Annotated in this window: 26 protein-coding genes; 13 read left to right on the top strand and 13 right to left on the bottom strand. The window is 71.5% G+C overall.

Annotation, left to right across the window (positions count from 1 at the left end; genetic code table 11):
- The first annotated feature begins 91 nt into the window (after nt 1-91).
- Entirely contained in the window at nt 92-1,630 is a 1,539-nt protein-coding gene (locus ACIQFZ_RS00610; RefSeq protein WP_365421696.1) for an ABC transporter substrate-binding protein, read from the top strand.
- Nucleotides 1,631-1,633: 3 nt separating this feature from the next.
- On the opposite strand, the gene ACIQFZ_RS00615 is transcribed toward ACIQFZ_RS00610, so the two are convergent.
- Nucleotides 1,634-3,088 carry a HAMP domain-containing sensor histidine kinase gene (locus tag ACIQFZ_RS00615; protein ID WP_365421693.1) on the bottom strand — a complete coding sequence of 485 codons (1,455 nt, stop codon included), beginning with the start codon at nt 3,086-3,088 and terminating at the stop codon, nt 1,634-1,636.
- The gene (locus tag ACIQFZ_RS00620; RefSeq protein WP_361415943.1) at nt 3,085-3,789 is read right to left on the bottom strand and encodes a response regulator transcription factor; all 705 of its coding nucleotides are present in this window, start codon (nt 3,787-3,789) and stop codon (nt 3,085-3,087) included. The genes ACIQFZ_RS00615 and ACIQFZ_RS00620 overlap by 4 nt, the downstream gene beginning before the upstream one ends.
- 156 nt (nt 3,790-3,945) lie before the next feature.
- On the opposite strand from ACIQFZ_RS00620, the gene ACIQFZ_RS00625 reads away from it, so the two are divergent.
- Nucleotides 3,946-6,360: an MMPL family transporter gene (locus ACIQFZ_RS00625; protein ID WP_402690448.1), complete on the top strand. Its 2,415-nt coding sequence runs from the start codon at nt 3,946-3,948 to the stop codon at nt 6,358-6,360.
- Here the strand turns inward: ACIQFZ_RS00625 and ACIQFZ_RS00630 are convergent.
- The 5 genes from ACIQFZ_RS00630 to ACIQFZ_RS00650 form a co-directional block, all read right to left on the bottom strand.
- Nucleotides 6,353-6,970, bottom strand: coding sequence for a Uma2 family endonuclease (locus tag ACIQFZ_RS00630; RefSeq protein WP_402690299.1), 618 nt, complete (start codon nt 6,968-6,970; stop codon nt 6,353-6,355). The genes ACIQFZ_RS00625 and ACIQFZ_RS00630 overlap by 8 nt on opposite strands.
- Nucleotides 6,971-7,060: 90 nt before the next feature.
- Nucleotides 7,061-7,813: a TetR family transcriptional regulator gene (locus ACIQFZ_RS00635; RefSeq protein WP_383057137.1), complete on the bottom strand. Its 753-nt coding sequence runs from the start codon at nt 7,811-7,813 to the stop codon at nt 7,061-7,063.
- A gap of 9 nt (nt 7,814-7,822) precedes the next feature.
- A complete protein-coding gene (locus ACIQFZ_RS00640; RefSeq protein ID WP_402690449.1) occupies nt 7,823-8,317 on the bottom strand; it encodes a thiol-disulfide oxidoreductase DCC family protein in 495 nt (164 codons plus the stop codon).
- Between the two features lie 5 nt (nt 8,318-8,322).
- Nucleotides 8,323-8,730, bottom strand: a complete 408-nt coding sequence (locus tag ACIQFZ_RS00645; protein WP_361415935.1) for a hypothetical protein — start codon at nt 8,728-8,730, stop codon at nt 8,323-8,325.
- Nucleotides 8,731-8,842: 112 nt separating this feature from the next.
- Nucleotides 8,843-9,250 carry a VOC family protein gene (locus ACIQFZ_RS00650; RefSeq protein ID WP_402690300.1) on the bottom strand — a complete coding sequence of 136 codons (408 nt, stop codon included), beginning with the start codon at nt 9,248-9,250 and terminating at the stop codon, nt 8,843-8,845.
- A gap of 166 nt (nt 9,251-9,416) precedes the next feature.
- Between ACIQFZ_RS00650 and ACIQFZ_RS00655 the strand changes: the two genes are divergently transcribed.
- The 3 genes from ACIQFZ_RS00655 to ACIQFZ_RS00665 all read left to right on the top strand — a co-directional run bounded on the left by ACIQFZ_RS00655 (nt 9,417) and on the right by ACIQFZ_RS00665 (nt 10,874).
- Nucleotides 9,417-9,851 carry a TM2 domain-containing protein gene (locus ACIQFZ_RS00655; protein WP_365421681.1) on the top strand — a complete coding sequence of 145 codons (435 nt, stop codon included), beginning with the start codon at nt 9,417-9,419 and terminating at the stop codon, nt 9,849-9,851.
- Nucleotides 9,844-10,257, top strand: a complete 414-nt coding sequence (locus ACIQFZ_RS00660) for a DUF2752 domain-containing protein (RefSeq protein ID WP_376652695.1) — start codon at nt 9,844-9,846, stop codon at nt 10,255-10,257. The genes ACIQFZ_RS00655 and ACIQFZ_RS00660 overlap by 8 nt, the downstream gene beginning before the upstream one ends.
- Nucleotides 10,258-10,610: 353 nt before the next feature.
- Nucleotides 10,611-10,874: a TM2 domain-containing protein gene (locus tag ACIQFZ_RS00665; protein WP_365421675.1), complete on the top strand. Its 264-nt coding sequence runs from the start codon at nt 10,611-10,613 to the stop codon at nt 10,872-10,874.
- A 92-nt stretch (nt 10,875-10,966) separates the two neighbouring features.
- Here ACIQFZ_RS00665 and ACIQFZ_RS00670 read toward each other — a convergent pair whose 3' ends face one another.
- From ACIQFZ_RS00670 to ACIQFZ_RS00690, 5 genes are all read right to left on the bottom strand, one after another.
- Nucleotides 10,967-11,728: a succinate dehydrogenase iron-sulfur subunit gene (locus ACIQFZ_RS00670; protein ID WP_365421672.1), complete on the bottom strand. Its 762-nt coding sequence runs from the start codon at nt 11,726-11,728 to the stop codon at nt 10,967-10,969.
- Nucleotides 11,728-13,482 (bottom strand): succinate dehydrogenase flavoprotein subunit, encoded by a 1,755-nt coding sequence (gene sdhA, locus ACIQFZ_RS00675; protein WP_383057142.1) that lies wholly within the window; start codon nt 13,480-13,482, stop codon nt 11,728-11,730. Before sdhA ends, ACIQFZ_RS00670 begins: the two co-directional genes overlap by 1 nt.
- Before the next feature lie 25 nt (nt 13,483-13,507).
- Nucleotides 13,508-13,990, bottom strand: coding sequence for a succinate dehydrogenase hydrophobic membrane anchor subunit (locus ACIQFZ_RS00680; protein ID WP_361415923.1), 483 nt, complete (start codon nt 13,988-13,990; stop codon nt 13,508-13,510).
- Between the two features lie 5 nt (nt 13,991-13,995).
- Nucleotides 13,996-14,376, bottom strand: coding sequence for a succinate dehydrogenase, cytochrome b556 subunit (sdhC, locus tag ACIQFZ_RS00685; protein WP_100569866.1), 381 nt, complete (start codon nt 14,374-14,376; stop codon nt 13,996-13,998).
- Between the two features lie 147 nt (nt 14,377-14,523).
- Nucleotides 14,524-15,123 (bottom strand): 2-oxo-4-hydroxy-4-carboxy-5-ureidoimidazoline decarboxylase, encoded by a 600-nt coding sequence (locus tag ACIQFZ_RS00690; protein WP_402690301.1) that lies wholly within the window; start codon nt 15,121-15,123, stop codon nt 14,524-14,526.
- 96 nt (nt 15,124-15,219) lie between these two features.
- Between ACIQFZ_RS00690 and ACIQFZ_RS00695 the strand changes: the two genes are divergently transcribed.
- From ACIQFZ_RS00695 to ACIQFZ_RS00725, 7 genes are all read left to right on the top strand, one after another.
- Nucleotides 15,220-16,839, top strand: coding sequence for a glycoside hydrolase family 20 protein (locus ACIQFZ_RS00695; protein ID WP_402690302.1), 1,620 nt, complete (start codon nt 15,220-15,222; stop codon nt 16,837-16,839).
- Between the two features lie 110 nt (nt 16,840-16,949).
- Entirely contained in the window at nt 16,950-17,714 is a 765-nt protein-coding gene (locus ACIQFZ_RS00700) for a DUF4328 domain-containing protein (protein ID WP_402690303.1), read from the top strand.
- A 168-nt stretch (nt 17,715-17,882) separates the two neighbouring features.
- Nucleotides 17,883-18,500: a hypothetical protein gene (locus ACIQFZ_RS00705; protein ID WP_365773953.1), complete on the top strand. Its 618-nt coding sequence runs from the start codon at nt 17,883-17,885 to the stop codon at nt 18,498-18,500.
- Between the two features lie 165 nt (nt 18,501-18,665).
- The gene (locus ACIQFZ_RS00710) at nt 18,666-19,061 is read left to right on the top strand and encodes a hypothetical protein (protein ID WP_383057147.1); all 396 of its coding nucleotides are present in this window, start codon (nt 18,666-18,668) and stop codon (nt 19,059-19,061) included.
- A gap of 129 nt (nt 19,062-19,190) precedes the next feature.
- Nucleotides 19,191-19,790, top strand: a complete 600-nt coding sequence (locus ACIQFZ_RS00715) for an RNA polymerase sigma factor (RefSeq protein WP_365773955.1) — start codon at nt 19,191-19,193, stop codon at nt 19,788-19,790.
- A 328-nt stretch (nt 19,791-20,118) separates the two neighbouring features.
- On the top strand, nt 20,119-20,781 hold the full coding sequence (locus ACIQFZ_RS00720; RefSeq protein ID WP_365424986.1) for an RNA polymerase sigma factor: 663 nt from the start codon (nt 20,119-20,121) through the stop codon (nt 20,779-20,781).
- The gene (locus ACIQFZ_RS00725; RefSeq protein ID WP_402690304.1) at nt 20,781-22,016 is read left to right on the top strand and encodes an extensin; all 1,236 of its coding nucleotides are present in this window, start codon (nt 20,781-20,783) and stop codon (nt 22,014-22,016) included. The genes ACIQFZ_RS00720 and ACIQFZ_RS00725 overlap by 1 nt, the downstream gene beginning before the upstream one ends.
- 269 nt (nt 22,017-22,285) lie before the next feature.
- Here the strand turns inward: ACIQFZ_RS00725 and ACIQFZ_RS00730 are convergent, their stop codons facing one another.
- The gene (locus tag ACIQFZ_RS00730) at nt 22,286-23,146 is read right to left on the bottom strand and encodes a L,D-transpeptidase family protein (RefSeq protein ID WP_376652700.1); all 861 of its coding nucleotides are present in this window, start codon (nt 23,144-23,146) and stop codon (nt 22,286-22,288) included.
- A gap of 238 nt (nt 23,147-23,384) precedes the next feature.
- Between ACIQFZ_RS00730 and ACIQFZ_RS00735 the strand changes: the two genes are divergently transcribed.
- Nucleotides 23,385-24,965 (top strand): methylmalonyl-CoA mutase family protein, encoded by a 1,581-nt coding sequence (locus tag ACIQFZ_RS00735; protein ID WP_365422514.1) that lies wholly within the window; start codon nt 23,385-23,387, stop codon nt 24,963-24,965.
- Nucleotides 24,966-24,980: the final 15 nt, after the last annotated feature.

Here is a 24,980-nt window from a genome sequence, read left to right on the forward strand (position 1 = left end):
GTGTGATTAGGTAACGGCGCCACTCAGGTGTGTGGCATATGCAGAAGGGCCCAAAAGGGGTCTGGGGAGGGTACGGGTGCGATCGGTTCGCATGCGGATCCTCACGACGCTGGCCGTGCTGGCGATCGTGGGGGTGGGCGGCTGGCAGTTGCTGCCGTCAAAGGACGACAAGAACAACGCGATCGTCGTGGGCACGACGGACGCCGTCACGTCGCTGGATCCGGCAGGAGCGTACGACGCGGGGTCCTGGGCACTGTTCAGCAACGTGTTCCAGTCCCTGCTGGCCTTCGAGCCGGGCGGTGTCCAACCCGTGCCGGACGCGGCCAAGAGCTGCGGCTTCGTCGGCGGCGGACTGCGCACCTACCGCTGCGAACTGCGCGAGGGCATCACGTTCCCCAGCGGGCGCACGATGACCGCCGAGGACGTGAAGTTCTCCTTCGACCGCATCAAGAAGGTCAACTCCGACGTCGGCCCGGCTCCGCTGCTCTCCACCCTCGCCTCGGTGGAGGACGACGGCATGACTGTCACCTTCCACCTGTCGAGGCCGGACGCCACCTTCCCCCTGAAGGTGGCCACGGGCGTCGGCTCCATCGTCGATCACACGCGCTACCCGAGCAACGGGCTGCGCACCGGCACCGCGGTCGACGGCACCGGGCCGTACGAGCTGAAGGGCTACGCCAAGGACAAGAGCGCGGTACTGGCACCGAACGGCTCGTACAAGGGCGCCATCAGCAGTGCCGGGCGACCGGTCGAGCTGCGCTACTACGACGACGCGGCCACGCTCGACAAGGCCTGGAACGACAAGCAGGTCGACGTCGCCACCCGAACGCTGCCCCCCAAGGTCCTCGCCGGACTCAGCCCGAGCGATCCCAAGCTGCGCGTGTCGGTGTCCGACAGCTCCGAGACCCGCAACCTCTACCTCAACACCCGTGCCTCCTCCCCGCTGCACGACGTCCGTGTCCGGCGGGCCATCGCATGGCTGATCAACCGCGAGCAGCTGGCCAGTACCGTGTACGACGGGACCGTGGACGCGCTGTACTCGCTGATCCCGGCCGGTATCACGGGCCACAACACGGCGTTCTTCGACGCCTACCCGGCGCAGGACGCCCAGAAGGCCCGCGAGCTGCTGACCGAGGCCGGCGTGTCGATCCCGGTGCGCTTCACCTACGCCTACCGCAAGGGTGGCGCCGCCGCCGAGGAGGCCGCCGAGCTCAAGCGGCAGCTCGAGGCGAGCGGCCTGTTCAAGGTCGACACCAAGGGCTACGAGTGGTCCGACTTCCAGAAGCTCTGGGCGGGCGGCGAGCTCGATGCGTACGCGGTCGGCTGGGTGGCCGACTACCCGGACCCGGACACCTTCGGCTCCCCGCTCGTCGGCACCGGCAGCTCCATGAACACCGGCTACAGCAGCACGACCGTTGACAAGCTCAGCCGGAAGACCCAGGAGTTCGCCGACCGCGGTCGGATCGTCGCGGACTTCCGCACCCTGCAGACGGAAGTCGCGCACGACGTGCCGCTGATCCCGCTGTGGCAGCGCAAGGAGTACGTGGTCAGCAGCTTGGACGTCAGCGGCAGCCAGTACCTGTCGGACGGTTCGGGCAGCTTCCGGCTCTGGAAGCTCGGCTGGATCTGACCGCTACGACCGGTCCCGCGCGGGCAGCGTGACCGTCACCGCGAACCCCTCACCGGGGTGCGTGTGGACGGCCACCTGCCCGCCGTGCGCTTCGGCCACCCCCTGGACGATGGCCATGCCGAGGCCGCTGCCCGCGCCGCCACCCGCGCGGAAGAAGCGGTCGAAGACACGCGCCGCGTCCTCCTCGGCCAGCCCCGGCCCCCTGTCCCGCACACACAGCCGTACGACACCGTCGGCGCGCTCCGCCGTGAGCCGCACCGGGACGTCGGCGGGCGTGTGGACGCGCACGTTGGCCACCAGGTTGCCGAGCACCTGCCGCAGCCCCGACTCGTCGGCGTGCACGAGGAGGACGCCCTCGGCGCCGACCGTCACGGGCCGCTCCGGCTGCTGTGCGCGCAGGTCCTCGGCGGCGTCCCGCACCAGCCGGACGACGTCGACGTTCCGCGGCCGCAACCGCGGCCGCTGGTCCAGGCGGGCCAGGGTGAGCAGTTCGTCGACGAGCCGCCCCATGCGGTCCACCTCGGCGTTCATCCGGTCCCAGGCGCGCCTGCGCTCGCCCGGCTCGGTCAGCATCCCCTTGTCGTACAGCTGGAGGTAGCCGCGTATCGCCGACAGCGGGGTGCGCAGCTCGTGCGAGGCGTCGGCGACGAAGCGGCGCAGCTGGGCGGCGCTGCGCTCGCGCGTGCGGTACGCCGACTCCACCTGGTGCAGCATGGAGTTCAGCGCGACGCGCAGCTGCTCCACCTCCTGGGTGGGATGGTGGCTGGAGGGCACACGCCGGGTCAGGTCGCCCTCGGCGATGGCCGAGGAGGTCTCCACCATGTCCTCCAGCGGCCGCATCCGGCGGCGCACGCTGAACATCGTCAGGCAGGCGAGCAGCGCCAGCAGCAGCGTGCCGACGCCCAGGTCCAGCCTGAGGGCCTTGGCGATGCCCTGGTGCAGCGCGTCGGTGGAGGTGGCGAACACCAGGTAGTTGCCGTCGGTCAGACGGGCGGAGGTCGCCCGGTAGGTGGCGCCGTGCAGCGTCACCTCGTGCGGTGCGAGGTCGGCGGCGAGCGCGCGCGGGTCGCCGATCGCGGCGGCCAGGGCCCGCTGGGCGCCGGTCGGCGCGAAACCGGCGATGGGCACGGCCTCGCCGCCGCTGCCCACGGCGGTGAAGACGGATTCCGGCCGCGGCGTGTTGACGGTGGGCTGTACGAAGTGGTCCCGGATGAGGGTCAGCGCGGCCAGCGAGTCGATCTGCCGCATGGTGAGCCGGGAGTCCGCCACGGACTCACGGGTCTTGATCAGCTGGGTGTCGATCTGGCCGAGCAGGTAGTGCCGCATGCCCATCAGGCTCGCGGCGGTCGCCACCACGACGCCCACGGCCAGCAGCCCGACGTTCGCCAGGGTCAGCTTGCCGCGCAGGGAGTGGATGCCGTGCCGGCGGCGCCGCGGACGCGGTCGGCGCGGCCTCATGCCAGCCCGTATCCCACGCCCCGCCGGGTCGTGATCAACGGCGGTCCGAGCGTGTCCAGCTTGCGGCGCAGATAGCTGATGTAGGTCTCGACGACGGTCGACTCGGGCGGTGTGTGCTCGTACTGCCAGACGTGCCTGAGGAGTTGCTCCTTGGGCACGATCCGGCCGCCGTTGCGCACCAGGAAGCGCAGCAGCGCGTACTCGGTGGGGGTGAGCTCGACCGCGCGGCCCGCGCGGTGCGCCGAGTACGTCGTCTCGTCCAGCTCCAGGTCGCCGTAGCGCAGCGGCGGGCGCTGCGGGAGGACGTCGGCGGGGCGGGTGCGGCGCAGCACGGCCCGTACGCGGGCGACGACCTCGTCGATGTGGAACGGCTTGGTGATGTAGTCGTCGCCGAAGCCGAGCGCGCCGACGATCTCCGTGGGCGCGTCCCGCGCGGTCACGAAGACCAGCGCCAGGTCCGGGCAGCGGGTGCGCAGCTCGCGGCCCAGCGCCCGGCCGTCCCCGTCCGGCAGCATCACGTCGAGCAGGGCCACGTCGGGCCGGGTGCGCTCGGCGAGCGCGCACGCCTCGCGGACCGTGCCCGCGGTCATCACCTGGAAGCGGTGGTAGCGCAGGGCGATGGCGAGGACGTCCGCGATGGACTCCTCGTCCTCGACGACGAGGACCGTCGCCCCTTCGTGCGCTGCCTCGTTGACGGTCATGTCCCCAGTATCCGCGGCGGGACCGGCGGCGGGGCCGCGGGTGCTTTGGAGTTCCTTGAGAGTCGCGGCGGCGCGTGCCCGTCCGCGCCCGCCGCTGCGGATGCTGGTGCCCAGGACCCGGGGGACCCGGATGAAGGAGCGTAGAGCGTGACGACATTGGCGCGGTGGTGCTACCGGCACCGGCTGCTGGTCCTGTTGCTGTGGGTGGTGGCACTGGTCGGGGCGGGCGTGGGGGCGTCCGCAGGGGGCACGGCCTACGCGAACGTCTTCTCCCTGCCGGACACGGACTCCAAGACCGCGTACGACCTGATGGAGAAGGCGTTCCCGAAGGCCGCGGGCGACACCGACACGGTGGTGTGGAAGGTCGACGAGGGGTCGGTCCGGGACGAGTCGGTGCGCGCCCGGATCGAGCCCGCCCTGGCGGAGATCGGCCGGATGCCGGGGGTGGGCGCGGTCAGCAGCCCGTACGCGGGCGCCAGGGGCGCGGCGCAGATCAGCCGGGACGGGACGATCGCGTACGCGCAGCTCACCTTCACCGAGCGGGCGAACGCGGTGCCCGAGCAACTCGTGCGGGACGTCGTCGACACCGCGCAGGCGGCCGAACGCGGCGGCCTGCGGGTGGAGTTGGGCGGCCAGGCGATCACCCGGATCCAGCAGCCGCCCACGGGTCTGTCCGAGCTGGTCGGCCTCGCGGCGGCGGCGGTCGTGCTGTTCCTCGCCTTCGGCTCGCTCTTCGCGATGCTCCTGCCGATCGCCGTGGCGGTCTTCGGCGTCGGCATCGGCCTGTTCTCCACCCAGATGATCAGCCATGTCACGGACGTGCCCGACATCGCCCCGCTGCTCGCCTCGCTGATCGGCCTCGGCGTGGGCATCGACTACGCACTGTTCATCGTCACCCGGCACCGGCGCGGACTGCTGCGCGGTCTGGAACCGGAGGAGTCGGCGGTCGTCGCCCTCAACACCTCGGGCCGGGCGGTGCTGTTCGCGGGCGGCACGGTGTGCATCGCGCTCGCCGGGATGCTGGTGACGAACCTGCGCTTCCTGGACGGCGTGGTCATCGGCACCTCGCTCACCGTGGTGCTGAGCGTGCTCGCGGCCGTCACCCTGCTGCCGGCGCTGCTCGGATTCCTCGGGCCGCGGGTGCTCAGCCGGCGCCAGCGGCGGCGGCTCGCGGCCGGGGGCCCCTCCCGGGACGAGCGGGCGAGCACGCTCGCGGCACGCTGGTCGGGCACGGTGCAGAGGCGTCCCGGCTGGATCGCGGGCCTCGCGCTGGTCGTCATGGTCCTGCTCGCGCTGCCGGTGCTGTCGCTTCGGCTGGGCGCCACCGACCAGGGCAACGACGACGCCTCGACGACGACCCGCAAGGCGTACGACCTGCTGGCCGAGGGCTTCGGCCCCGGCTTCAACGGGCCGCTCCAGGTGGTCTCCACCGACGGTGACACCACCGCGCTGGTCAAGGGCATCGCCGGGACCCGCGGGGTGGCCCGGGTGGCCGCGCTGCCGCCCGCGCACGGCGTCACCGTCATCCAGGTCGTCCCGACCACCTCGCCGCAGTCCGAGCGGACGGACCGGCTCATCGACACCCTGCGCGACGAGGTGATCCCCGAGGCGGGGGCGCGGGCGCACGTCGGCGGGGTCACGGCGGTCTCGAAGGACTTCGCCTCCGTCACGGGCGACCGTCTGCCGTACTTCGTCGCGACCATCGTCGGCCTGGGCTTCCTGCTCCTGCTGGTCGCCTTCCGCTCGCTGCTGGTGCCGCTGACAGCGGCCGTGATGAACCTGGTCGCCGCCGCCGCGTCCTTCGGCGTCCTCGTGGCGGTCTACCAGTGGGGCTGGGGCCTGGACCTGCTCGGCCTCGGCAAGGAGGGACCGATCCAGGCGTTCCTGCCGATCATCATGCTGTCCCTGCTGTTCGGCCTGTCGATGGACTACCAGGTCTTCCTGGTGAGCCGGATGCACGAGGAGTGGGTGCACACCCGGGACAACGCGCGTGCGGTCCGCGTGGGCCTTGCCGAGACCAGCCGGGTCATCAACTCCGCGGCCCTGATCATGGTCTGCGTCTTCCTCGCCTTCGTCCTCAGCGGAAACCAGGGCGCGGCGATGGCGGGCGTCGGCCTGGCGGCGGCAGTCGCGCTGGACGCGTTCGTGCTGCGGACGGCACTGGTGCCGGCGGCGATGCATCTGTTCGGCAGGGCCAACTGGTGGTTGCCGGCCTGGCTGGAGCGCCCCCTGCCGCATCTGGCGGTGGAAGCGAAGGAGGAGCCCGAGGAGGCGCCGGTCCCGCGGCAGCCGGGCCCCGCTTCGGTGGTCCACGGCTTCATCCGCACCGAGGAGGGCGAGCCCGTCCACGGCGCGGCCGTGACCCTGCTGTCCAAGGGCGGCCGGCAACTGGACCGGGTGACGTCCCTGGCCGACGGCTCGTACATCGTCGCGGTACCGGGCCCGGGCACCTACCTGCTCGCCGCCACGGCATCGCCCTACGGCTCGCGGGCACGGCATGTCGTGGTGGAGGACGGGCCGCTGATGTACGACGTGGAGCTTGCGGAGGGGGAGGTGGACGCGGTCAAGTAGCCTTCTTCTGCCCGGCGTTGAGGATCTCGGTCACATCGAGGGTGACCTTGGCGCCGATGGAGTCGGGCAGGGTGACGAGCTCGCCGGGGGCGTGGGGGCGGTGGTACTCGTACTTGCCCTCGGCCGGCTCCGCCAGGACGTGAAGACGCTGGTGTTTGCGGTCGACGATGAGGTATACCGGGACTTTCGCCTCCGCGTAGGCGGCGGCCTTGGTCTTCAGGTCGTCCTTCCAGTTGCTGGAAGTCACTTCCAGGACGAGACGGAAGCAGACCGGGTCGTACGCGTTGTTCTCGACGAAGTGCTCGTCGATGTCGGCGTCCACCACGGCGAGGTCGGGGATGGCGTAGTCCTCGGCGCCGGAGGGCAGCCAGAGCCCGATCCTCTGGAGGACCTCGGTCTCGTCGTCGTCGAGTCCTGCGGCGATGAAGGGACGCATCAGCTTCGTCAGGGCGCGGGCGTGGGGGGCATCCGGTGATGGGGTCACGAGGAGGTGGCCTCCGATGATCTCGACGCGGTAGCCCGGATGGCGCTCCATGATCTCGTCGGCGATGGCCGTGAGCGAGAACGGCCGGTCGTCGTCGAAGGGCTGCTCGACGGATGCGGCGGACATCGCGTGCCTCCTAGGGGCTGGTGTCGAGAGCATCATCGTAGGCAGGCCGAGAGTCGGGTGTCCCGTTCGCGCCCGTTCACCCGAAGGTGATCACTCGGCCGCAGTGTTCCGCCCCCTGCCCGCCGGGTCCGGCAGCATTCGGGTCATGCCCGGGAGGAAGTCCGTGAACAGGTCGTGCACCTCGTGCACCAGGGGGCGCAGGACCCGGAAGCGGGCCAGGGACACCCCGCGGGCGGTGAGCCGGGCGCCTCGCTCGGCCAGCCGGTAGCTGCGTTCGCGGCCCTCGGTGCGGTCGAAGATCCAGTACAGGACGAGCCCCATCTGGGAGAGCCACATCAGCTCGGGCAGCACCTCCCGAAGGTCCGCAGGGACCTTGGTCCGCGCGCCGTGCAGCACCTCCTTGTGGATGTCGATGGCCTCCGCGCGCGCGTGCTCCGACTCGGCGGAGAAGGGGCTGAGCGGGCTGTCGGGGTCGGCGGCGTTCTTGAAGAACTGCACCGCGAACTCGTGGTACGGCGTGGCGATGTCCAGCCACGCCGTCAGCACGCCCGCCAGCCGGGCCTCCAGGGCGGTCTCCCGGGCCAGGACCTCCCGGACCGCCTCCCGGTGCTCGGCGGCGATCCGGTCGTAGAAGCCCTGGATCAGGTGTTCCTTGCCCTCGAAGTAGTAGTAGGCGTTGCCGACGGAGACCCCGGCCTCCTTGGCGATGGCCCGCATGGTCGTCTTGTCGTAGCCGCGCTCCTGGAACAGCCGCATGGCCGTCTCCAGGATGAGCGCGCGGGTCTGCTCGGACTTGCTGGCGGGCACGCCCCCATCGGGGCCGTCGTCGTTCTTCGCGGGCACGGACAGAGCCTAGCCAGTGGCGCAGGCGCCGCCGTCACAGCCTGGCGGGTCGTAGGTCCAGCCGTCGCGCGGGTCGTAGGACCACCCGTCCCCGCGCCGGTACGCACCCCCGCCCCACCGCCCGCCGCGCCACTTGGCGGCCGCCAGCACCGCGCCCCTGGCGAGCCGCTCGCCCGCCGGGGTGCTGAGCCGGTGGGCGAGCGGCCGGTGCTCGCGCAGCGCCCACAGGACGACGATCCAGGCGGTGGCGCCCCGGTAGACCTGGCCCGAGTCGCCGACGACCGTGACCTCGTCCAGGGTGACCCCGTGGTCGAGGCCCGGGAAACGCCTCCCGGCCTGCTCGGAGCCGGCCGGGAGGAGTTCCAGGGGCACCAGTTGCGGCTGCCCGGCGAGCCAGTCGCGCACGAACGAACACAGCGCGCACTCGGCGTCGTACAGGACGGTCAGCCCGCGGACCGGGACGGGCACGGAGGCGTCCCGGTCCCGGCCGGCGGCGGCCGGCATCGCGCTCACGCCCCGGCCGAGGGGGCGGCCCAGTCCTGCGGCGCGACCGGCGGCACCTGCTCGCGCTCCAGCACCCCGCGGCGGCGGATCCGGTTCAGCACGTACACGTTGCCCAGATGCATCACGCCGAGCACCAGCAGCACCACGCCGAGCTTCGTCGACAGGGCCTCGAAGATGCCGCGTGTGTCGTCGATGCTCCGGTCGCCGCTCAGATACAGCGCGACGAAGCCGAGGTTGACGAGGTAGAAGCCGACCACCAGCAGGTGGTTCACGGCGTCGGCGAGCTTGTCGTCGCCGTGCAGCACGTCGGCGAGGAAGATCCGCCCGTTCCTGCTGAGCGTCCGGGCCACCCAGACGGTCAGGGCGATGCTGACGAGCAGATAGATGACGTAGGCGATGACCGTGCGGTCCATGCCCCCCACCCCTTCTTTTGAACGCGTTCAAAATGCTGGCAGAGGTGACTCTAGACCTGTTTTTGAACGCGTTCAATACGGAGGTGAGGGGAGTGTGGCGGTGATGGACGCCTCAGGGCCTGCGCCCCAGCTCCGGCCGCTTGCCGTAGTCCGTGAAGCCCAGGACGTTGCCCCACGGGTCGGCGATCTCGACGGTCCAGCCGGTCGCCACGGCGAAGGGCTCGTCGAGCAGGGCGATCCCGGCCTTCGTCAGCTCGCGCGCCGCCGCCCGCGCGTCCGGCACCTCCAGCCACACCCGCGGCGAGGGCCACGGCGGCGGGCGGTGCCCGAACGCCTCCTCGCGCAGCAGGATCCCCGGCGTCTCGCCCCCGACCTTCAGCAGCGCGATGCCGACCTCGTCCAGACGGAACGCCACCGCGAACCCGGCCCGCTCGTAGAACCCCACGGCCTCGCCCAGATTCCCCACGGGCAGCAGGACGTTGTCGAACCCGAGCAGCTCGTACGACTCGTCATCTGACATGCCATCAGATTAGGTGCGGGATCCGCCGGGTCCGGGAGGCCGAGCGCGCAGCGGGCGCCGGGTCACTCGATCGGGCCGGGCGCCGAGCGGGACCCCGATGTTTCTCTTCGGCCGCTCTTCCTGCAATATGACCGTCAGTTCGTCGGCAGTCGAAGAGTGGAGCCACGTGTCCGAGCAGCCGCAGCAGCCGCAGCAGCCCAACCAGGCCCCGGGATACGGGTATCCCAACCAGCAGCCCGGCGGCTACCCGCCACCCCCGGGTGGTTACCCGCCGCCCGGCGCGTACCCGCCGCCGCCCGGTGGCTACCCGCCGCCCGGCGCGTACCCGCCGCCCCCGGGCATGCAGTACGACCCCAACGCCCCCTACGGCTACGACCCCTACGGCCGCCCGTACTCCGACAAGTCGAAGATCGTCGCCGGTGTCCTCCAGCTCAGCCTGGGCACCCTCGGCATCGGCCGCTTCTACATGGGCCACGTCGGGATCGGCATCGCCCAGCTCCTCACCTGCGGCGGGTTCGGCATCTGGTCCCTGATCGACGGCATCATGCTGCTGACCGGCAACGACAACACCGACTCGCAGGGCCGGATCCTGCGTGGCTGACGCGGTGTCCGGCGCGGTGCGCGGCCGGCTGCTGCGGCATCCGGCCGCGGCTCCGCTCGCGGTGCTGTGCGCCGGGGTGGCGGGCGCCGGGTACCTCTACGTCACCGACCCGCACCAGCCCGGCCACGTCCTGCCCCAGTGCCCCTTCCGGTACGTCACCGGACTGCTCTGCCCGGCCTGCGGCGGCACGCGCATGGTGTACGACCTGATGCACGGCCGGCTCACCCAGGCCTGGCTGGACAACAGGATGCTGCTGCTCGCCGCGCCGTTCGCGCTGGCGCTGCTCGGCAAGTGGGCCCTGGAGGGGCTGCGCGGGCGCCGATGGCACCCCCGGCTCAGCCCGCGGGCGCAGGCGGCGGTGCTGCTGGTGGCCGTGGCGTGGACCGTGGTCCGCAACGTCGTCTAGAGGCAGAGGCGGTTGGTGCGGCGCCGGGCAGGCGGAACGGCGGAGGCGAGGGCGTGCGGCGCTAACGAGCGCGTACGGCGCCGGCGAGGGCGGGCGGACGGGTCGGGGCCGGGCGCGGTGCCAAATGCCGCCAATGTGGCCGAATTTGATCACGGAACGGGAACGTTCCTTCGAACCCCCTCCCGCGCCGCCCTTCGGGATCTTTATGCTCCCAACGCGCAGGGGGACGGCCGCATCCGGTCAACGCGCGTGGAATCGCGTACGGATGCCGTGTGACCGGGCAGGCAGTCGGGCTCCCTGGCCCCGGAGGTTCCCACTCCGGGTGTTCTCACCACTCCCCAGGAGCACCAGCCATGACTGTCCCCACCCCTGACGCCCCCTACGGCTACGACCCGCAGGGCCGCCCGTACTCCGACAAGTCGAAGATCGTCGCCGGCATCCTCCAGCTCTTCCTCGGAAGCCTGGGCATCGGCCGCTTCTACGTCGGTTCCGTGGGTGTGGGCATCGCCCAGCTGCTGACCTGCGGCGGTCTGGGCATCTGGGCCCTGGTCGACGCCATCCTCTTCTTCACGAGCAACGACCGCACCGACAAGGACGGTCGCGTCCTGCGCGGCTGACCCGTCCGCGCACCCGGCGGCGGCCGGGCACAGCACGCCGAGGGCCCCGTTCCGGATGGAACGGGGCCCTCGGCGTCACGTACGGCGGAAGATCAGAAGCGGCGCGTGATCAGCGCCCGCTTCACCTCCGCGATCGCCTTCGTCACCTCGATGCCGCGCGGGCAGGCGTCGGTGCAGTTGAAGGTGGTGCGGCAGCGCCAGACGCCGTCCTTGTCGTTCAGGATCTCCAGGCGCTGCTCACCGGCCTCGTCACGGCTGTCGAAGATGAACCGGTGGGCGTTGACGATGGCCGCCGGGCCGAAGTACTGGCCGTCGTTCCAGAAGACCGGGCAGGACGAGGTGCAGGCCGCGCACAGGATGCACTTCGTCGTGTCGTCGAAGCGGGCGCGGTCCTCGGCGGACTGCAGGCGCTCCCGCGTCGGCTCGTTGGTCTCCTTGGTGACCAGGAACGGCATGACGTCCCGGTACGCCTGGAAGAACGGCTCCATGTCCACGACCAGGTCCTTCAGGACCGTGAGGCCCTTGATGGGCTCGACCGTGATCGGCTTCTCGGGGTTGATGTCCTTGATCAGCGTCTTGCAGGCCAGACGGTTCTTGCCGTTGATCCGCATGGCGTCCGAGCCGCAGATGCCGTGCGCGCAGGAGCGACGGAAGGTCAGAGTGCCGTCGAGGTCCCACTTGATCTTGTGCAGGCCGTCGAGGACGCGCTCCTTGGGGTCGATCTCCAGCTGGAAGTCTTCCCAGGTCGCCTCCGCCGAGACCTCCGGGTTGAACCGGCGGATGCGGAAGGTGACGGTGATGTAGGGGGAGGCGGCGGACTGCGCCTCCACCTTGTCCAGAACGGGGGTTGCCATCAGTACTTACGCTCCATCGGCTGGTAGCGGGTCTGGACGACCGGCTTGTAGTCGAGACGGACGGTTTCCGACCCGTCGTCGCCGACCTCGCGGTACGCCATGGTGTGGCGCATGAAGTTGACGTCGTCGCGGTTGGGGTAGTCCTCGCGGTAGTGACCACCGCGGGACTCCTTGCGGGCCAGGGCGGAGACCGCCATGACCTCGGCCAGCTCCAGCAGGTTGCCCAGCTCGACGGCCTCCAGCAGGTCCGTGTTGAACCGCTTGCCCTTGTCCTGGATCGCCACGTTCTTGTAGCGCTCGCGCAGTTCGGCGATCTTCTCGACGGCCGTCTTGATCGTCTGCTCGGTGCGGAACACCATGACGTTGGCGTCCATGGTGTCCTGCAGCTCCCGGCGGATGTCCGCCACCCGCTCGGTGCCGGTGGAGGTCCGCAGCCGCTCGAGCTGCTCGACCACGAGCGACTCGGGGTTCTCCGGCAGCTCCACGTAGTCGGCCTTCGCCGAGTACTCCGCGGCCGCGATGCCGGCCCGCTTGCCGAACACGTTGATGTCCAGCAGCGAGTTGGTGCCCAGGCGGTTGGCGCCGTGCACGGAGACGCAGGCGACCTCGCCGGCCGCGTACAGGCCCGGTACGACCGTGGTGTTGTCCGCGAGCACCTCGCCCTGGACGTTGGTCGGGATGCCGCCCATCGCGTAGTGCGCGGTCGGCTGGATCGGGATCGGGTCGGTGTACGGCTCGATGCCCAGGTAGGTCCGCGCGAACTCGGTGATGTCCGGCAGCTTGGCGTCCAGCTGCTCCGGCGGCAGGTGGGTCAGGTCCAGGTAGACGTGGTCGCCCTCGGGACCGCAGCCGCGGCCCTCGCGGATCTCCGTGTAGATGGAGCGGGAGACGACGTCACGGGAGGCGAGGTCCTTCATGACCGGCGCGTACTTCTCCATGAAGCGCTCGCCGTCCTTGTTGCGCAGGATGCCGCCCTCACCGCGGGCGCCCTCGGTGAGCAGGATGCCCATGCGCCAGATGCCGGTCGGGTGGAACTGGAAGAACTCCATGTCCTCCAGCGGCAGCCCGCGCCGGTACACGGCGGCCTGGCCGTCACCGGTCAGCGTGTGCGCGTTCGACGTCACCCGGAAGAACTTGCCGTTGCCGCCGGAGGCGTAGATCACGGACTTCGCCTGGAAGATGTGGATCTCGCCGGTCGCCAGCTCGTACGCCACCACGCCGGCCGACTTCTTGACGCCGTCGACCTCGGTGATCAGCTGGTCCAGGACGTAGAACTCGTTGAAGAACTCCACGCCCTCCTTGACGCAGTTCTGGTACAGCGTCTGGAGGATCATGTGGCCGGTGCGGTCGGCCGCGTAGCAGGAGCGGCGGACCGGGGCCTCGCCGTGGTTGCGGGAGTGCCCGCCGAAGCGCCGCTGGTCGATCGTCCCGTTCGGCGTCCGGTTGAACGGCAGGCCCATCTTCTCCAGGTCGAGGACGGAGTCGATGGCCTCCTTCGCCAGGATCTCGGCGGCGTCCTGGTCGACCAGGTAGTCACCGCCCTTGACCGTGTCGAAGGTGTGCCACTCCCAGTTGTCCTCTTCCACGTTGGCCAGCGCGGCGGCCATGCCGCCCTGCGCGGCGCCCGTGTGGGAGCGGGTGGGGTAGAGCTTGGTCAGGACCGCGGTGCGGCTGCGCTTGGTCGCCTCGATGGCGGCCCGCATACCGGCGCCGCCGGCGCCGACGATGACGGTGTCGTACTTGTGGATCTTCATCAGTGAAATACCTCGGTCCCGGGGCCTAGCGGATGTTCGGGTCGAAGGTGAAGATCACCAGCGTGCCCAGCAGGATGGTCCACACCGTGGCGGTGTACAGCAGTGCCTTCAGCCACAGCCGGGTGTTGGCCCGCTCCGCGTAGTCGTTGATGACGGTACGCAGACCGTTGGCGCCGTGCAGCATCGCCAGCCACAGCATGGCGAGGTCCCAGACCTGCCACCACGGGGAGGCCCAGCGGCCCGCCACGAAGGCGAAGCCGATCTTGGAGACGCCGCCGTCCAGGACGAGCTGGATCAGCAGGTGGCCGAGGACGAGGACGACCAGGACGATGCCGGACAGCCGCATGAACAGCCAGCCGTACATCTCGAAGTTGCCCCGGGTCGACTTCGGGGTCTTCTTGGTGCGCTGACGCGGGGCCTCGATGAGGGGGGCGGGGTTGTCCACGCCGTAGACGGAGCCGCCCTCGACCGGGCCGATGCCGGAAGCGGTGGTTTCAGTGGTGGACATGTGCGTCAGCTCCCGAATACTGCACGAGCGGCATGGCCGAGGACGGGGTAGATCGCCCCGATCATGAGCAGGACCCAGACGCCGACCACGGTCCACAGCATCTGCTTCTGGTAGCGGGCGCCCTTGGCCCAGAAGTCGACGGCGATGACGCGCAGGCCGTTGAGCGCGTGGAAGAGGATGGCGGCGACCAGCCCGTATTCGAGCAGGGCGACGATCGGTGTCTTGTAGGTGGCCACGACCTTGTCGTAGGCCTCCGGAGACACACGCACGAGTGCGGTGTCCAGCACATGGACGAACAGGAAGAAGAAGATGAGGACGCCGGTGACTCGATGAGCCACCCAGGACCACATTCCTTCCCGGCCGCGGTACAGCGTTCCAGCCGGCACGGAAGAACCCTCCGGGAGCGGGGACTAGGGCCGCGCCGGCTCACTGTCGGTCGGGCCCGGCCGGGTACGGTCCACCGGCCCCCAGTATCGTACCGAGGAGCTGACGGGGGCCTTACGGGGGGTCCGCCCGTGTGATCGAACTCGTCCTCAAAGGTGCACGGACGGCGCAGTGGCGGCGCCCAGAAGGCCCCGAAGTCGCCCGTTCGTCAGCCTCCGCAGCTCCTCCCGGGCGACGATGCGCTCGTCCTCGGAGTCGTTGGTCAGACGTGACCGGATCGCCGGCAGGACCCGGTCCAGGGCCTCGTCCGGGGCGGTGCCGTCCAGACAGATGACGAAGGTGTGGCCGAATCTGGCCTCGTAGGCGGCGTAGCCGGCGCTCAGGGCCATGGAGGCGGCCGCGTACGTGTGGGCGGGCAGCTTCGGCAGGGGTTCTTCCGCCAGGGCCCCGGCGAGTTCCTCGGGGCCCAGGTCGTACGTCGCCTCGTCCGCTGCCGCCAGGAGGGACGGCACGTCCGGATAGGGGCGGTGGGCGGCGACGCGGTGGGCCCAGCGGGGGCTGTGCAGGCAGGTCAGGAGGGTCCGGTGGACCTTGGGGGCGGGGGCGGTGTTGAAGCGCTCCAGGTTCTGCGCGGGCAGCGTGGGTCCTAGGTCGGCAGGGATGTCGGCAGGATGCCGGCAGCGTGTCGGCAGGGGGGTCGGCGGGGGAATCCGTGAGGGATGCGCCGCTACGTTATCGGGTGTGCTCATGACGTGTTCGACGGGTGCTTGAATTTCACTCGGACGGGAGAGTTTGAGAACGTGCGGTGGACACGGGTGGTGGTCATCCGCCGTTAGGTTGGCCGGGTGAGCAAGCACAGGCGCCGGGCTCCGGCACGCAAGCCGCCGCGCACGCGGGCTGTCGTCGTCGGCGGGTTCGTCACCGCTGTCGGACTGGGCATCGGACTGGCCGTGTGGTCCTTCGGGGGCGACGGAACCCCTGCGGACGCGGCGCCGGGCGGGACCTCCGGCTCGGGGAGTCCCAGCCCCACCCGCAGCTACCCGCTGTCGCAGGCGCCGCGGACCATCCCCGCCGTGCGCTCCCACACCGCCGCCCGCGGCCCCGGCTGGCGCCCGGAGCCCGGCTCCCGGGTCGTGGTGGACGACGCCTCCCTCACCGACGAGGGGAAGCTGATCGCGAGTGAACTCGGTCTCACCTACTCCGGTCGGAGCGGCGACGCGCGCCCGGGGGACGTCCGGCTGGCGCTGGACGAGGGCGCGGGCCGCAACCCCGAGGCGTACACCATGACCGTGCGCGACGGCGGGGTGACCATCAGGGGCCCGGCCGACGCGGGGGTCTTCTACGGAACCCGCACCCTGAAGCAGGAGGTGCACGGCGGCGGCACGGCCCCCGAGGGGGTCGTGGAGGACGCGCCGGCCAAGCCGCGGCGCGGTTTCATGCTGGACATCGCCCGCAAGCCGTACACGGCCGACTGGCTGGAGGACCGCATACGGGAACTCGGCGACCTGAAGTTCAACGAGCTCGGGCTGCACTTCTCCGACGACCAGGGCTTCCGCATCGAGTCCGACACGCACCCGGAGGTCGTCTCCGCGGACCACTTGACCAAGGCCCAGGTCAAGCGGATGGTCGACCTGGCCGCCAGCCGGCACATCACCGTCGTCCCCGAGATCGACTCGCCCGGCCACCTCGGCGCCGTGATGGCCGCCCACCCCGAGTTGCAGCTGCGCAACGCGCAGGGCGTGGCGACACGCGGCGCCATCGACATCTCCGAGCCCCGGTCGGCCGCGATCGTCGACGACCTGCTCGACGAGTACGCGGACCTCTTCCCCGGCGGCCACTGGCACCTCGGCGGCGACGAGTACCAGGCGCTGACCGCGCGCGACCCCCAGGCGTCCTACCCGCAGCTCGCCGCCGCCGCGCGGAAGGCCTACGGCTCCGGCGGCAACGTGGCCGACCTGACGACGGGCTGGCTGAACGACCGCGTCGCCACCGTCCGCGCACACGACCGCACCCCGCGCGCCTGGAACGACGGGTTCTTCCGGAGCTCGTCGGTACCGCCCGCCCGTGACATCGAGGTCGCCTACTGGACGGGCAAGGAGTACGGCGCCCGGCAGCCGCTCGAGTACCTCGACGCCGGCCGCAAGGTGCTCAACTACAACGACGAGTTCCTCTACTACGTCCTCGGCGAGCCGCAGACCTTCGTCTACCCGACCGGCCGGCGGATCTACGAGCAGTGGACCCCGCGCGTGCTGCGCGGCACCGAGCCGGTGCCCGCCAAGTACGACGCGCAGATACTGGGCGGCTCCTTCGCCGTGTGGTGCGACCTGGCCGACTCCCAGACCCAGGACCAGGTGGCGGCCGGTATCCGGATGCCGCTGCGGGCGACCGTCCAGAAGCTGTGGCATCCGGGCGAACCGGCGATGTCCTGGGCGGAGTTCAAGAGGCTTGCCGACAAGCTGGGTTGACGCCGAATCGAGTGGACGTGCGATAGGCGGGCGCCATAGGTTCCGGGTGCCGCGCCCGCGCTCCGGGGGGAGCCGGGCCGGCTCCACTACGACACCTCGGGGGACCCACCATGATCTGCGCACGCTGTCACCACCTCGCGGCGGTACCCGGCGGCACCCTGTGCACCAGTTGCGCGGCCGTCCCGGCGCCGGCCGCCCCGCCGTACGCGGGGGTGCCGCAGGCCTGGCTGCGCTCGCCGGTCGGACTCGGCCGGGCCGCCGCCGCGCTGCTCCTCCTCGTCGCCGCCGCCGACCTGTTCGCCGTCTGGACGGACATCGTGATGTACGACGTCTCGGGCGACCTCGCGAACGGCTCGGTCGGCGCGGACGTGATGCGGCGGGCCGACGACGCCGACCGGCTCTACGCCGTCGCGGGCGTCGTCCAGCTGGTCACGCTGCTCGCGAGTTGTGTCGTCTTCCTGTGCTGGTTCTACCGGGTGCGGGTCAACGCCGAGGTGTTCGATCCCTTCGGGCACAGCATGAAGCGTGGCTGGGCGATCGGCGCGTGGTTCACCCCGGTCGTCAACCTGTGGTTCCCGCGCAGGATCGCCGTGGACATCTGGGAGGCCAGCAGCCCGGCGGACGGGCCCAGGTCGAACTGGTTGGTGAACACCTGGTGGACGTTGTGGCTCATCGGAGCGGTGGCCGGCCGGTTCGCGGCCACCGAAGACAACCGGGCCGTCACGGCCAAGGACCTGCACGAGGCCGCCGGGGGAATGATGTTCAGCGACGTCCTCGACATCGTCGCCGCCGTGTTCGCCGTTCTCGTGGTGCTCCGGCTGACCCGTATGCAGCACGAGAAGGCGCTGCGGGGACCGGCGCCGGCCGCGGCCTGACCCCGCTTTCCCCCGCCCCGGGCCGCCGACCTCGGTCATTGGCCGAAACCTTCTCTTATGCCAACTTGCTCGACTCTGCGTGCGACCCGTGTGACACTACCGGCCGATCGCACGCAGTAAGGGCAAGTGCGGGCTCCGTAGGGGTCGGCGCCCTTTGAGGAGGCGTTGATGAGTCTGGTGGAACTGATCGCGCAGGCCGACGAGCGCGGACTGGCCGCCAGCGGGCTGGCTTGTTTGGATCGGTGCGTGCCGCTGCTCGGCGGCGACGACGAGGTCCTGCGGCCGCTGTGGGGGAGCCTCGCCGAGAGTTCCGCCCACTCCTCGGACGGCGACTGGGCCGAGCGGCTGGAGCAGGCACGCGGCGCGCTGGGCGCGCTGGGCGAGGAGGCCGCCGAGGAGACCGAGGACGAGGCCGCGCTGCTGGCCCGCCGGATGCTGGCCGCCGCGCCGGCCGCCCGGTCCGCGGCCGAGGTCCGGCAGTGGGCCGACGCCTGCTCGGTCGCCTCGCTCCAGATCCACCGGCTCCTCGACCCGGCCGAGGACGCCGCCCCCGCCGACTCCCTCCCCGAGGCGCTCGACTCCGTTCGCGCCGGAGCGAGCCCCGTCCCGGGTCCCGTCGAGGGCATGTCGCCGCTGGTCGCCGGCGAGCTGCGCCGCCAGATCACCGTCCTGGAGCTGGTCACCGGACACGGGCGGGCCGGACTCCGCCAGGCCCTGGAGGTCTCCACGGAGGGGCGCCGCGTCCTGCGGGCGGTGGTGTCCCGCCGGGCCCGCGGCCGGGTGTGAGCCGGGGGCCCCGGACGGGCCGAACGCGCGGCGGAGATCTGTGAGCGTCCTGCGGGCGCGGTGCGGTGGTCCTGCGCCGGTCGTGCGCCGGTTGTGGGCAAGACCGCGATCGCGGGTGACGAACCGAGGGCGGATCGCGCTCTTCCCTATGTGACAGTCCAGCATGTGACGACTCATCAGCAGAGCAGGCCCCAGGCCGCCACCAAACCGGTGCGGTGGGCGGCGGACACCGTGACGGCGATGCGCGAAGGCGCTCGGCTGCGCCTGGACTACTCGGCGCAGAGCCTGTGGCGCGTCGACCGGACGATCGAGGAGATACGCCGCGAGGGCACGCCGCACGCGGCCGTGCGGAGTGTGCTGCGCGGCTTCGGCGCGTACGCAGGCGAGGTGATCGTCCGTCATGGCGGCGGGGCCGAGTGGTGGGCGAGCGGTGGCGAGCACTGGGTACGCACCGTGGACGGACGGCTGTGGGACCCCATCGAGGAGGCCGGGCGGTGCTTCACGGGCCAGGGGTCGCTGCGGTTGCTGTGCCGGGACGCGATGGGGACCGAGCGGACCTGAGCCGTGGCCGTGGGGCTGCTGACGAGCTGTGACACTTCTGTGGGAGCGAACGCTGATGACCGTGGGGGCGTGGACACGGCCGATCGGCGGTGCGCACGTCTGGGGACTCGCTACGGACGAGGACGGTTCTTGGGCCAGGGAGGGGAACCCCGCCGCGCGCAGGCGTACGACGGGGAGTTGGGTGCGGCCGTCGCACGGGCCCAGGAAGGCGACGAGGAGGCCTTCGCCGTCGCGTACCGGTTGGTGCAGCCCGGACTGCTCGGGTATGTGCGCGGTCTCGTCGGTGAAGACGCCGAGGACGTGGCGTCCGAGGCCTGGCTGGAGATCGCGCGGGACCTCGGCCGGTTCCGGGGCGACGGTGCGGGCTTTCGCGGCTGGACGGCGACCATCGCCCGGCACCGGGCGCTCGACCATCTGCGCCGGCGGCGGGTGCGGCCCCAGGCCGCCACACTCGAACAGGACGTCCTGGAGCTGCCCGGCCCGTACAGCACCCATGACCAGGCCATGGAGTCCATGACCACCGAGCGTGCTCTCGACCTCGTCCGCCGGCTGCCCCGCGATCAGGCGGAGGCGGTACTGCTGCGGGTCGTCGTCGGCCTCGACGGTCCCGCCGCCGCGCGCGTCCTCGGCAAACGGCCGGGCGCTGTGCGCACCGCGGCCTACCGGGGGCTGAAACGGCTGGCGCGGCAGCTCGAGGAGGAGGCCCGGGGCGGGGCGGGGGAGCGATGAGTACCGAGGCAACGGCCGGGGCCGCCACCCCCCACAGGAGAGGCCCCGGCCGTCGCGCGGCACGGGCCGCGCGGCCCGTACTCCATACAGCGCCAAGGGTGCGGTTTCTGTCACACCTCACCCCGGCTCCGGTTAGTTGCACGTTGTACGGTCATGGACGGAAGGCGGTTTCAGGTCGTAACGTGCCTTTCGCGCCGAGGCGTGGCGGGCATGGCCACCGCAACGATCTGCCGCCTCGAACACCGCAACCATCAACCGAGGAATTACGACGGCCAGAGTCCGGTCCGCGACAGCGGTGCCGGTTCAGTCGCAAGGAAGGGCACCACGGGTGCTGGGGGACGACGCGGAGCTGACCGCCGCGGTGCTCGCGGCGCAGGACGGGGACGAGACCGCGTTCCGGACTGTGTACCGTGCCGTGCACCCGCGGCTGCTCGGATACATACGCACGCTGGTCGGCGACCCGGACGCCGAGGACGTGGCGTCCGAGGCCTGGCTCCAGATCGCCCGCGATCTGGAGCGGTTCAGCGGGGACGCCGACCGGTTCCGCGGCTGGGCCGCCAGGATCGCCCGCAACCGCGCTCTGGACCACATACGCATGCGCGGCCGCCGCCCCGCGATCGGCGGCGACGAGACGGAACTGACCGGCCGGGCCGCGGAGTCCGACACCGCGGGCGAGGCCATGGAGGCACTGGCCACCGGCAGCACCCTCTCGCTCATCGCCCAACTCCCGCAGGACCAGGCCGAGGCCGTGGTGCTGCGCGTGGTCGTGGGCCTCGATGCGAAGACCGCGGCGGAGACGCTCGGCAAGCGCCCCGGTGCCGTGCGCACCGCCGCGCACCGCGGTCTGAAACGGCTCGCGGAACTCCTCGGCAACGATCCGGAATCCCCCCACGCGCTCGACGCGCTGCCGCCTCCGCGAGAACCGCGGGGCCGCGCGGTGACGTCCGCCGGTGTGACGCATATGCGTGCCCGGACGCAGAAGGACATGTGATGGCCGAGGAGCAGCACAGGTGGCTGGACCGCGACACCGCGGAGCGTTTGCTGCGCGGGGAGCCACTGGACACCGTCGACATCACCGTCCGTCACCAGGCTGAACGGCTCGCCAAGGCGCTCGGCGCCCTGTCCGCCGAGTCGTACCCGCCTCCTCCGGCCGCCCGGGCCTTCCCGGACCCGGCCGCTTCTCCCGCCTCCGCGTACCCGGACGACTCCGCCGACGCCGCGCTGCCCGGTGAGGCCGCCGCGCTGGCCGCCTTCCGCAAGACGCGCGCCGAGCGGGCCGACGAGCGGGCAGCGGAGGAGGCCGACGCGCGCGGCGCGGCCCTCGAAGCGCACTCCCGTCCGCGTTCCGCGCTCGCCGACGACGTCGGGCTCGTCCGGATCGGCACGCACGCGCGTGGCGGTACGGGAGGGCGCGCCAGGCGTGCCGGGGCGCGGCGCCGGGGCCGGCCGGTACGCCTCGCGGTGTCGGCCGCGCTCGCCGCGGGCGCGGTCGGCGGGGTCGCGGCGGCGGCCACCACCGGCGTGCTGCCCACGCCGTTCGGCGGCGACGAGCCCGCCCCCGGCACCTCCGTCTCCGTCCCGGCGGCACCGGAACGCCCGCTGGTGTCGCCCTCGCCCGGCGGCACCACGGGCAGCGGTCCGGGCACGCCGACGCCCGGCGGCACCACGACCGGTGCCACCGACGGCGACGCCGGAAGCACCCCGCGCGAGGGCGGCACCGCCCCCGGCCGCGACGCCGCCACCGGCTCCGCCGACGAACAGGGCGGTTCCGGCGCCCGCTGGAACCGGCTGGTCTCGTCCTGCCGCGACCTGCGCGACGGCAAGACCCTGGACTCCGGCCGCCTGCGCGACCTGGAGGGAGCGGCCGGCGGCTCCACGCGAGTGTGGTCGTACTGCCAGGGTGTCCTGAAGGCGGTCGACGGCCGCTCCGGTGACACCGGCGGCGACGACCAGGGCCAGAACGACGGCGGTCAGAACGGCAAGAGCGGCGGGAAGAGCAAGGGCGGCGGGAACGGCCAGGACGACAAGGGCGCCCCGGGCGAACAGGGCGACGACCAAGGCGGCGACAGAGGCGGCAGCGGCGGCGACGACCCCAGTCTCCGCAAGGGCCTCGCACCCACGGTCCTCGCCCCGCAGTTCCCGGACCCCGCCTCGTCGGCCCCGAAAGAGCCGGCCTCGCCCTCGCCCTCGGCGTCGTCGCCGGGGCCCACCTACAGTGCCCTGTGATCCCGCTCCAGCGCCCTGTAATCACCCGCTGACGCTGCTCTGACCTGCGAGTTCGTTCCACGGGAAAAATTGTCCCGGCGGGGTGTGACGTTTTCCGCGGCGGTGGCGCAGTAGTGAGTGAGCCGACTGGTCATCGGCCACCGCACAGAGCCGGGGTTCCCCCCGTACCCACGGCTCGTGCATTTCGGCGCGGGCGGGACACGTTCCCCCGGTCCCGCCCGCGCCCCCGCTCTTCCCCCCTCTTTCTCCTCTTCGCCGCGCCCCGCGCGTCACCAGTGCACGACGACCCTGTCGCCGACCCGCACCTGCGCGAACAGCCGTGAGACCGCCGCCTCGTCCCGAACGTTGACGCACCCGTGCGAGCCGCCCGCGTAGCCGCGCGCCGCGAAGTCGTAGGAGTAGTGCACGGCCTGGCCGCCGCTGAAGAACAGCGCGTAGGGCATGGGGGAGTCGTAGAGCGTCGACACATGGTGTCGCGACTTCCAGTAGACCTGGAACATACCTTCGCGGGTGGGCGTGTACTCCGTCCCGAACCGCACCGCCATCGTCGAGAGCGTCCGCCCGTCCACCATCCAGCGCAGCGTCCGGCTGGTCTTGTCGATGCACAGCACCCGGCCGGTCAGACAGCGCCGGTCCGGCGGGCCGGCCGGCTGACCACCCATCAGGTACAGCTCCCACCGACCCGGCTCGTGCGTCATCCGGAGCAGCCGCTGCCAGGTCACCGTGTCGGTCCGCCCCGTCCGCGGCAGCCCGCGCTTTCCCTGGAAGCCCATGACGGCCTGTTGGGTCAGGTCGTCGTAGGACCCGGTGGGCCCGTCGAACAGCCAGCCGATCTGGCGCAGCCGGGCCTGGAGCTCCCGGACGTCACGGCCGCTGTCGCCGCGGGACCACAGGACCCGGGCGGCGGTGCGGACCGGGGTCCGGGTCCGCCCCGCGTCGCCGGGGGCGCTGGTGCGGGGGCCGGGCGGCCCGGTGTCCGGGATCTCGATGTGCACCGGCGAGCGCGGCCGGCCGTCCTGGCCCGGGGACTGCACCGTGCAGCCGCACACGGCGGCCAGTGCCGTGGCCGCGGCGACGGCGGCGATCGCTCTCCTCATGCCCTTCATGCCCTTCATGCCCCCGGTACGCATGGCGCTCCCCGCTGTCTCACCGGCCTCCGTCGCCGGCGTACACCGGAATGTCTCCCCACAGGTGACGGGCGGCGAACCAGGGGGCAAGGTGGGGAGACAGAGTGACCACCAGGGCTGTGAGATAGCTCCCAGCGTGGGGCACTCCACCCGGCGCACGGCCGCCGCTACAGTCCGTGGCGAGAGTCGGTTGTACTGGCGGGTAACTGGCGAGTAACAAGGAAACGCGGAGGCACACACCATGGCGCGCGAGTCGGAGTCGGGGCTGCCCATCGAGCCGGTCTACGGGCCGGACGCCCTGAAGGGCTGGGACTCGGCCGAGAAGCTGGGCGAGCCGGGGGCCTACCCCTTCACCCGCGGTGTGTACCCCACCATGTACACGGGCCGCCCCTGGACCATGCGCCAGTACGCCGGCTTCGGCACGGCGGTGGAGTCCAACGCCCGCTACAAGCAGCTGATCGCCAACGGCACGATGGGCTTGTCCGTCGCCTTCGACCTGCCCACCCAGATGGGCCACGACTCCGACGCGCCGATCGCGCACGGCGAGGTCGGCAAGGTGGGCGTGGCCATCGACTCGATCGACGACATGCGGGTGCTGTTCGGCGGGATCCCGCTGGACAAGGTGTCGACGTCGATGACGATCAACGCCCCCGCGGCGCTCCTGCTCCTGCTGTACCAACTGGTGGCGGAGGAGCAGGGGGTCGGCGCCGACAAGCTGACGGGCACGATCCAGAACGACGTGCTGAAGGAGTACATCGCGCGCGGGACGTACATCTTCCCGCCCAAGCCGTCCCTGCGGCTGATCGCGGACATCTTCAAGTACTGCAAGGCCGAGATCCCGAAGTGGAACACGATCTCGATCTCGGGCTACCACATGGCCGAGGCGGGCGCGTCCCCCGCGCAGGAGATCGCGTTCACCCTCGCCGACGGCATCGAGTACGTCCGCACGGCGGTCGCGGCCGGCATGGACGTCGACGACTTCGCCCCGCGCCTGTCGTTCTTCTTCGTCGCCCGTACGACGATCCTGGAGGAGGTCGCCAAGTTCCGCGCGGCCCGCCGGATCTGGGCGCGTGTGATGAAGGAGGAGTTCGGCGCGAAGAACCCCAAGTCGCTGATGCTGCGCTTCCACACGCAGACGGCGGGTGTCCAGCTGACGGCGCAGCAGCCCGAGGTGAACCTGGTCCGGGTCGCCGTCCAGGGCCTGGCGGCGGTTCTGGGCGGCACCCAGTCGCTGCACACGAACTCCTTCGACGAGGCGATCGCGCTGCCCACCGACAAGAGCGCGCGCCTGGCTCTGCGCACCCAGCAGGTCCTGGCGTACGAGACGGACGTGACCGCGACGGTGGACCCGTTCGCCGGCTCCTACGTCATCGAGAAGATGACGGACGAGGTGGAGGCGGCCACCGTCGCGCTGATGCGGAAGGTCGAGGACCTCGGGGGCGCGGTCTCGGCGATCGAGCACGGCTTCCAGAAGCAGGAGATCGAGCGCAGCGCCTACCGCATCGCCCAGGAGACCGACTCCGGCGAGCGGGTCGTCGTCGGCGTCAACCGCTTCGAACTCGACGAGGAGGAGCCGTACGAGCCGCTCCGCGTCGACCCCGCCATCGAGGCCCAGCAGGCCGAACGCCTGGCCAAGTTGCGCGCCGAGCGCGACCAGACGGCCGTGGACACGGCGCTGTCCGCCCTGAAGAAGGCCGCGAAGGGCGAGGACAACGTCCTGTACCCGATGAAGGAGGCGCTGAAGGCCCGGGCGACGGTGGGCGAGGTGTGCAACGCGCTGCGGGAGGTGTGGGGCAACTACGTGCCGAGCGACGCGTTCTGAGCGACAGCCGCCCCC

The sequence above is a fragment of the Streptomyces sp. NPDC093064 genome, from assembly GCF_044754605.1.
Lineage (GTDB): Bacteria > Actinomycetota > Actinomycetes > Streptomycetales > Streptomycetaceae > Streptomyces.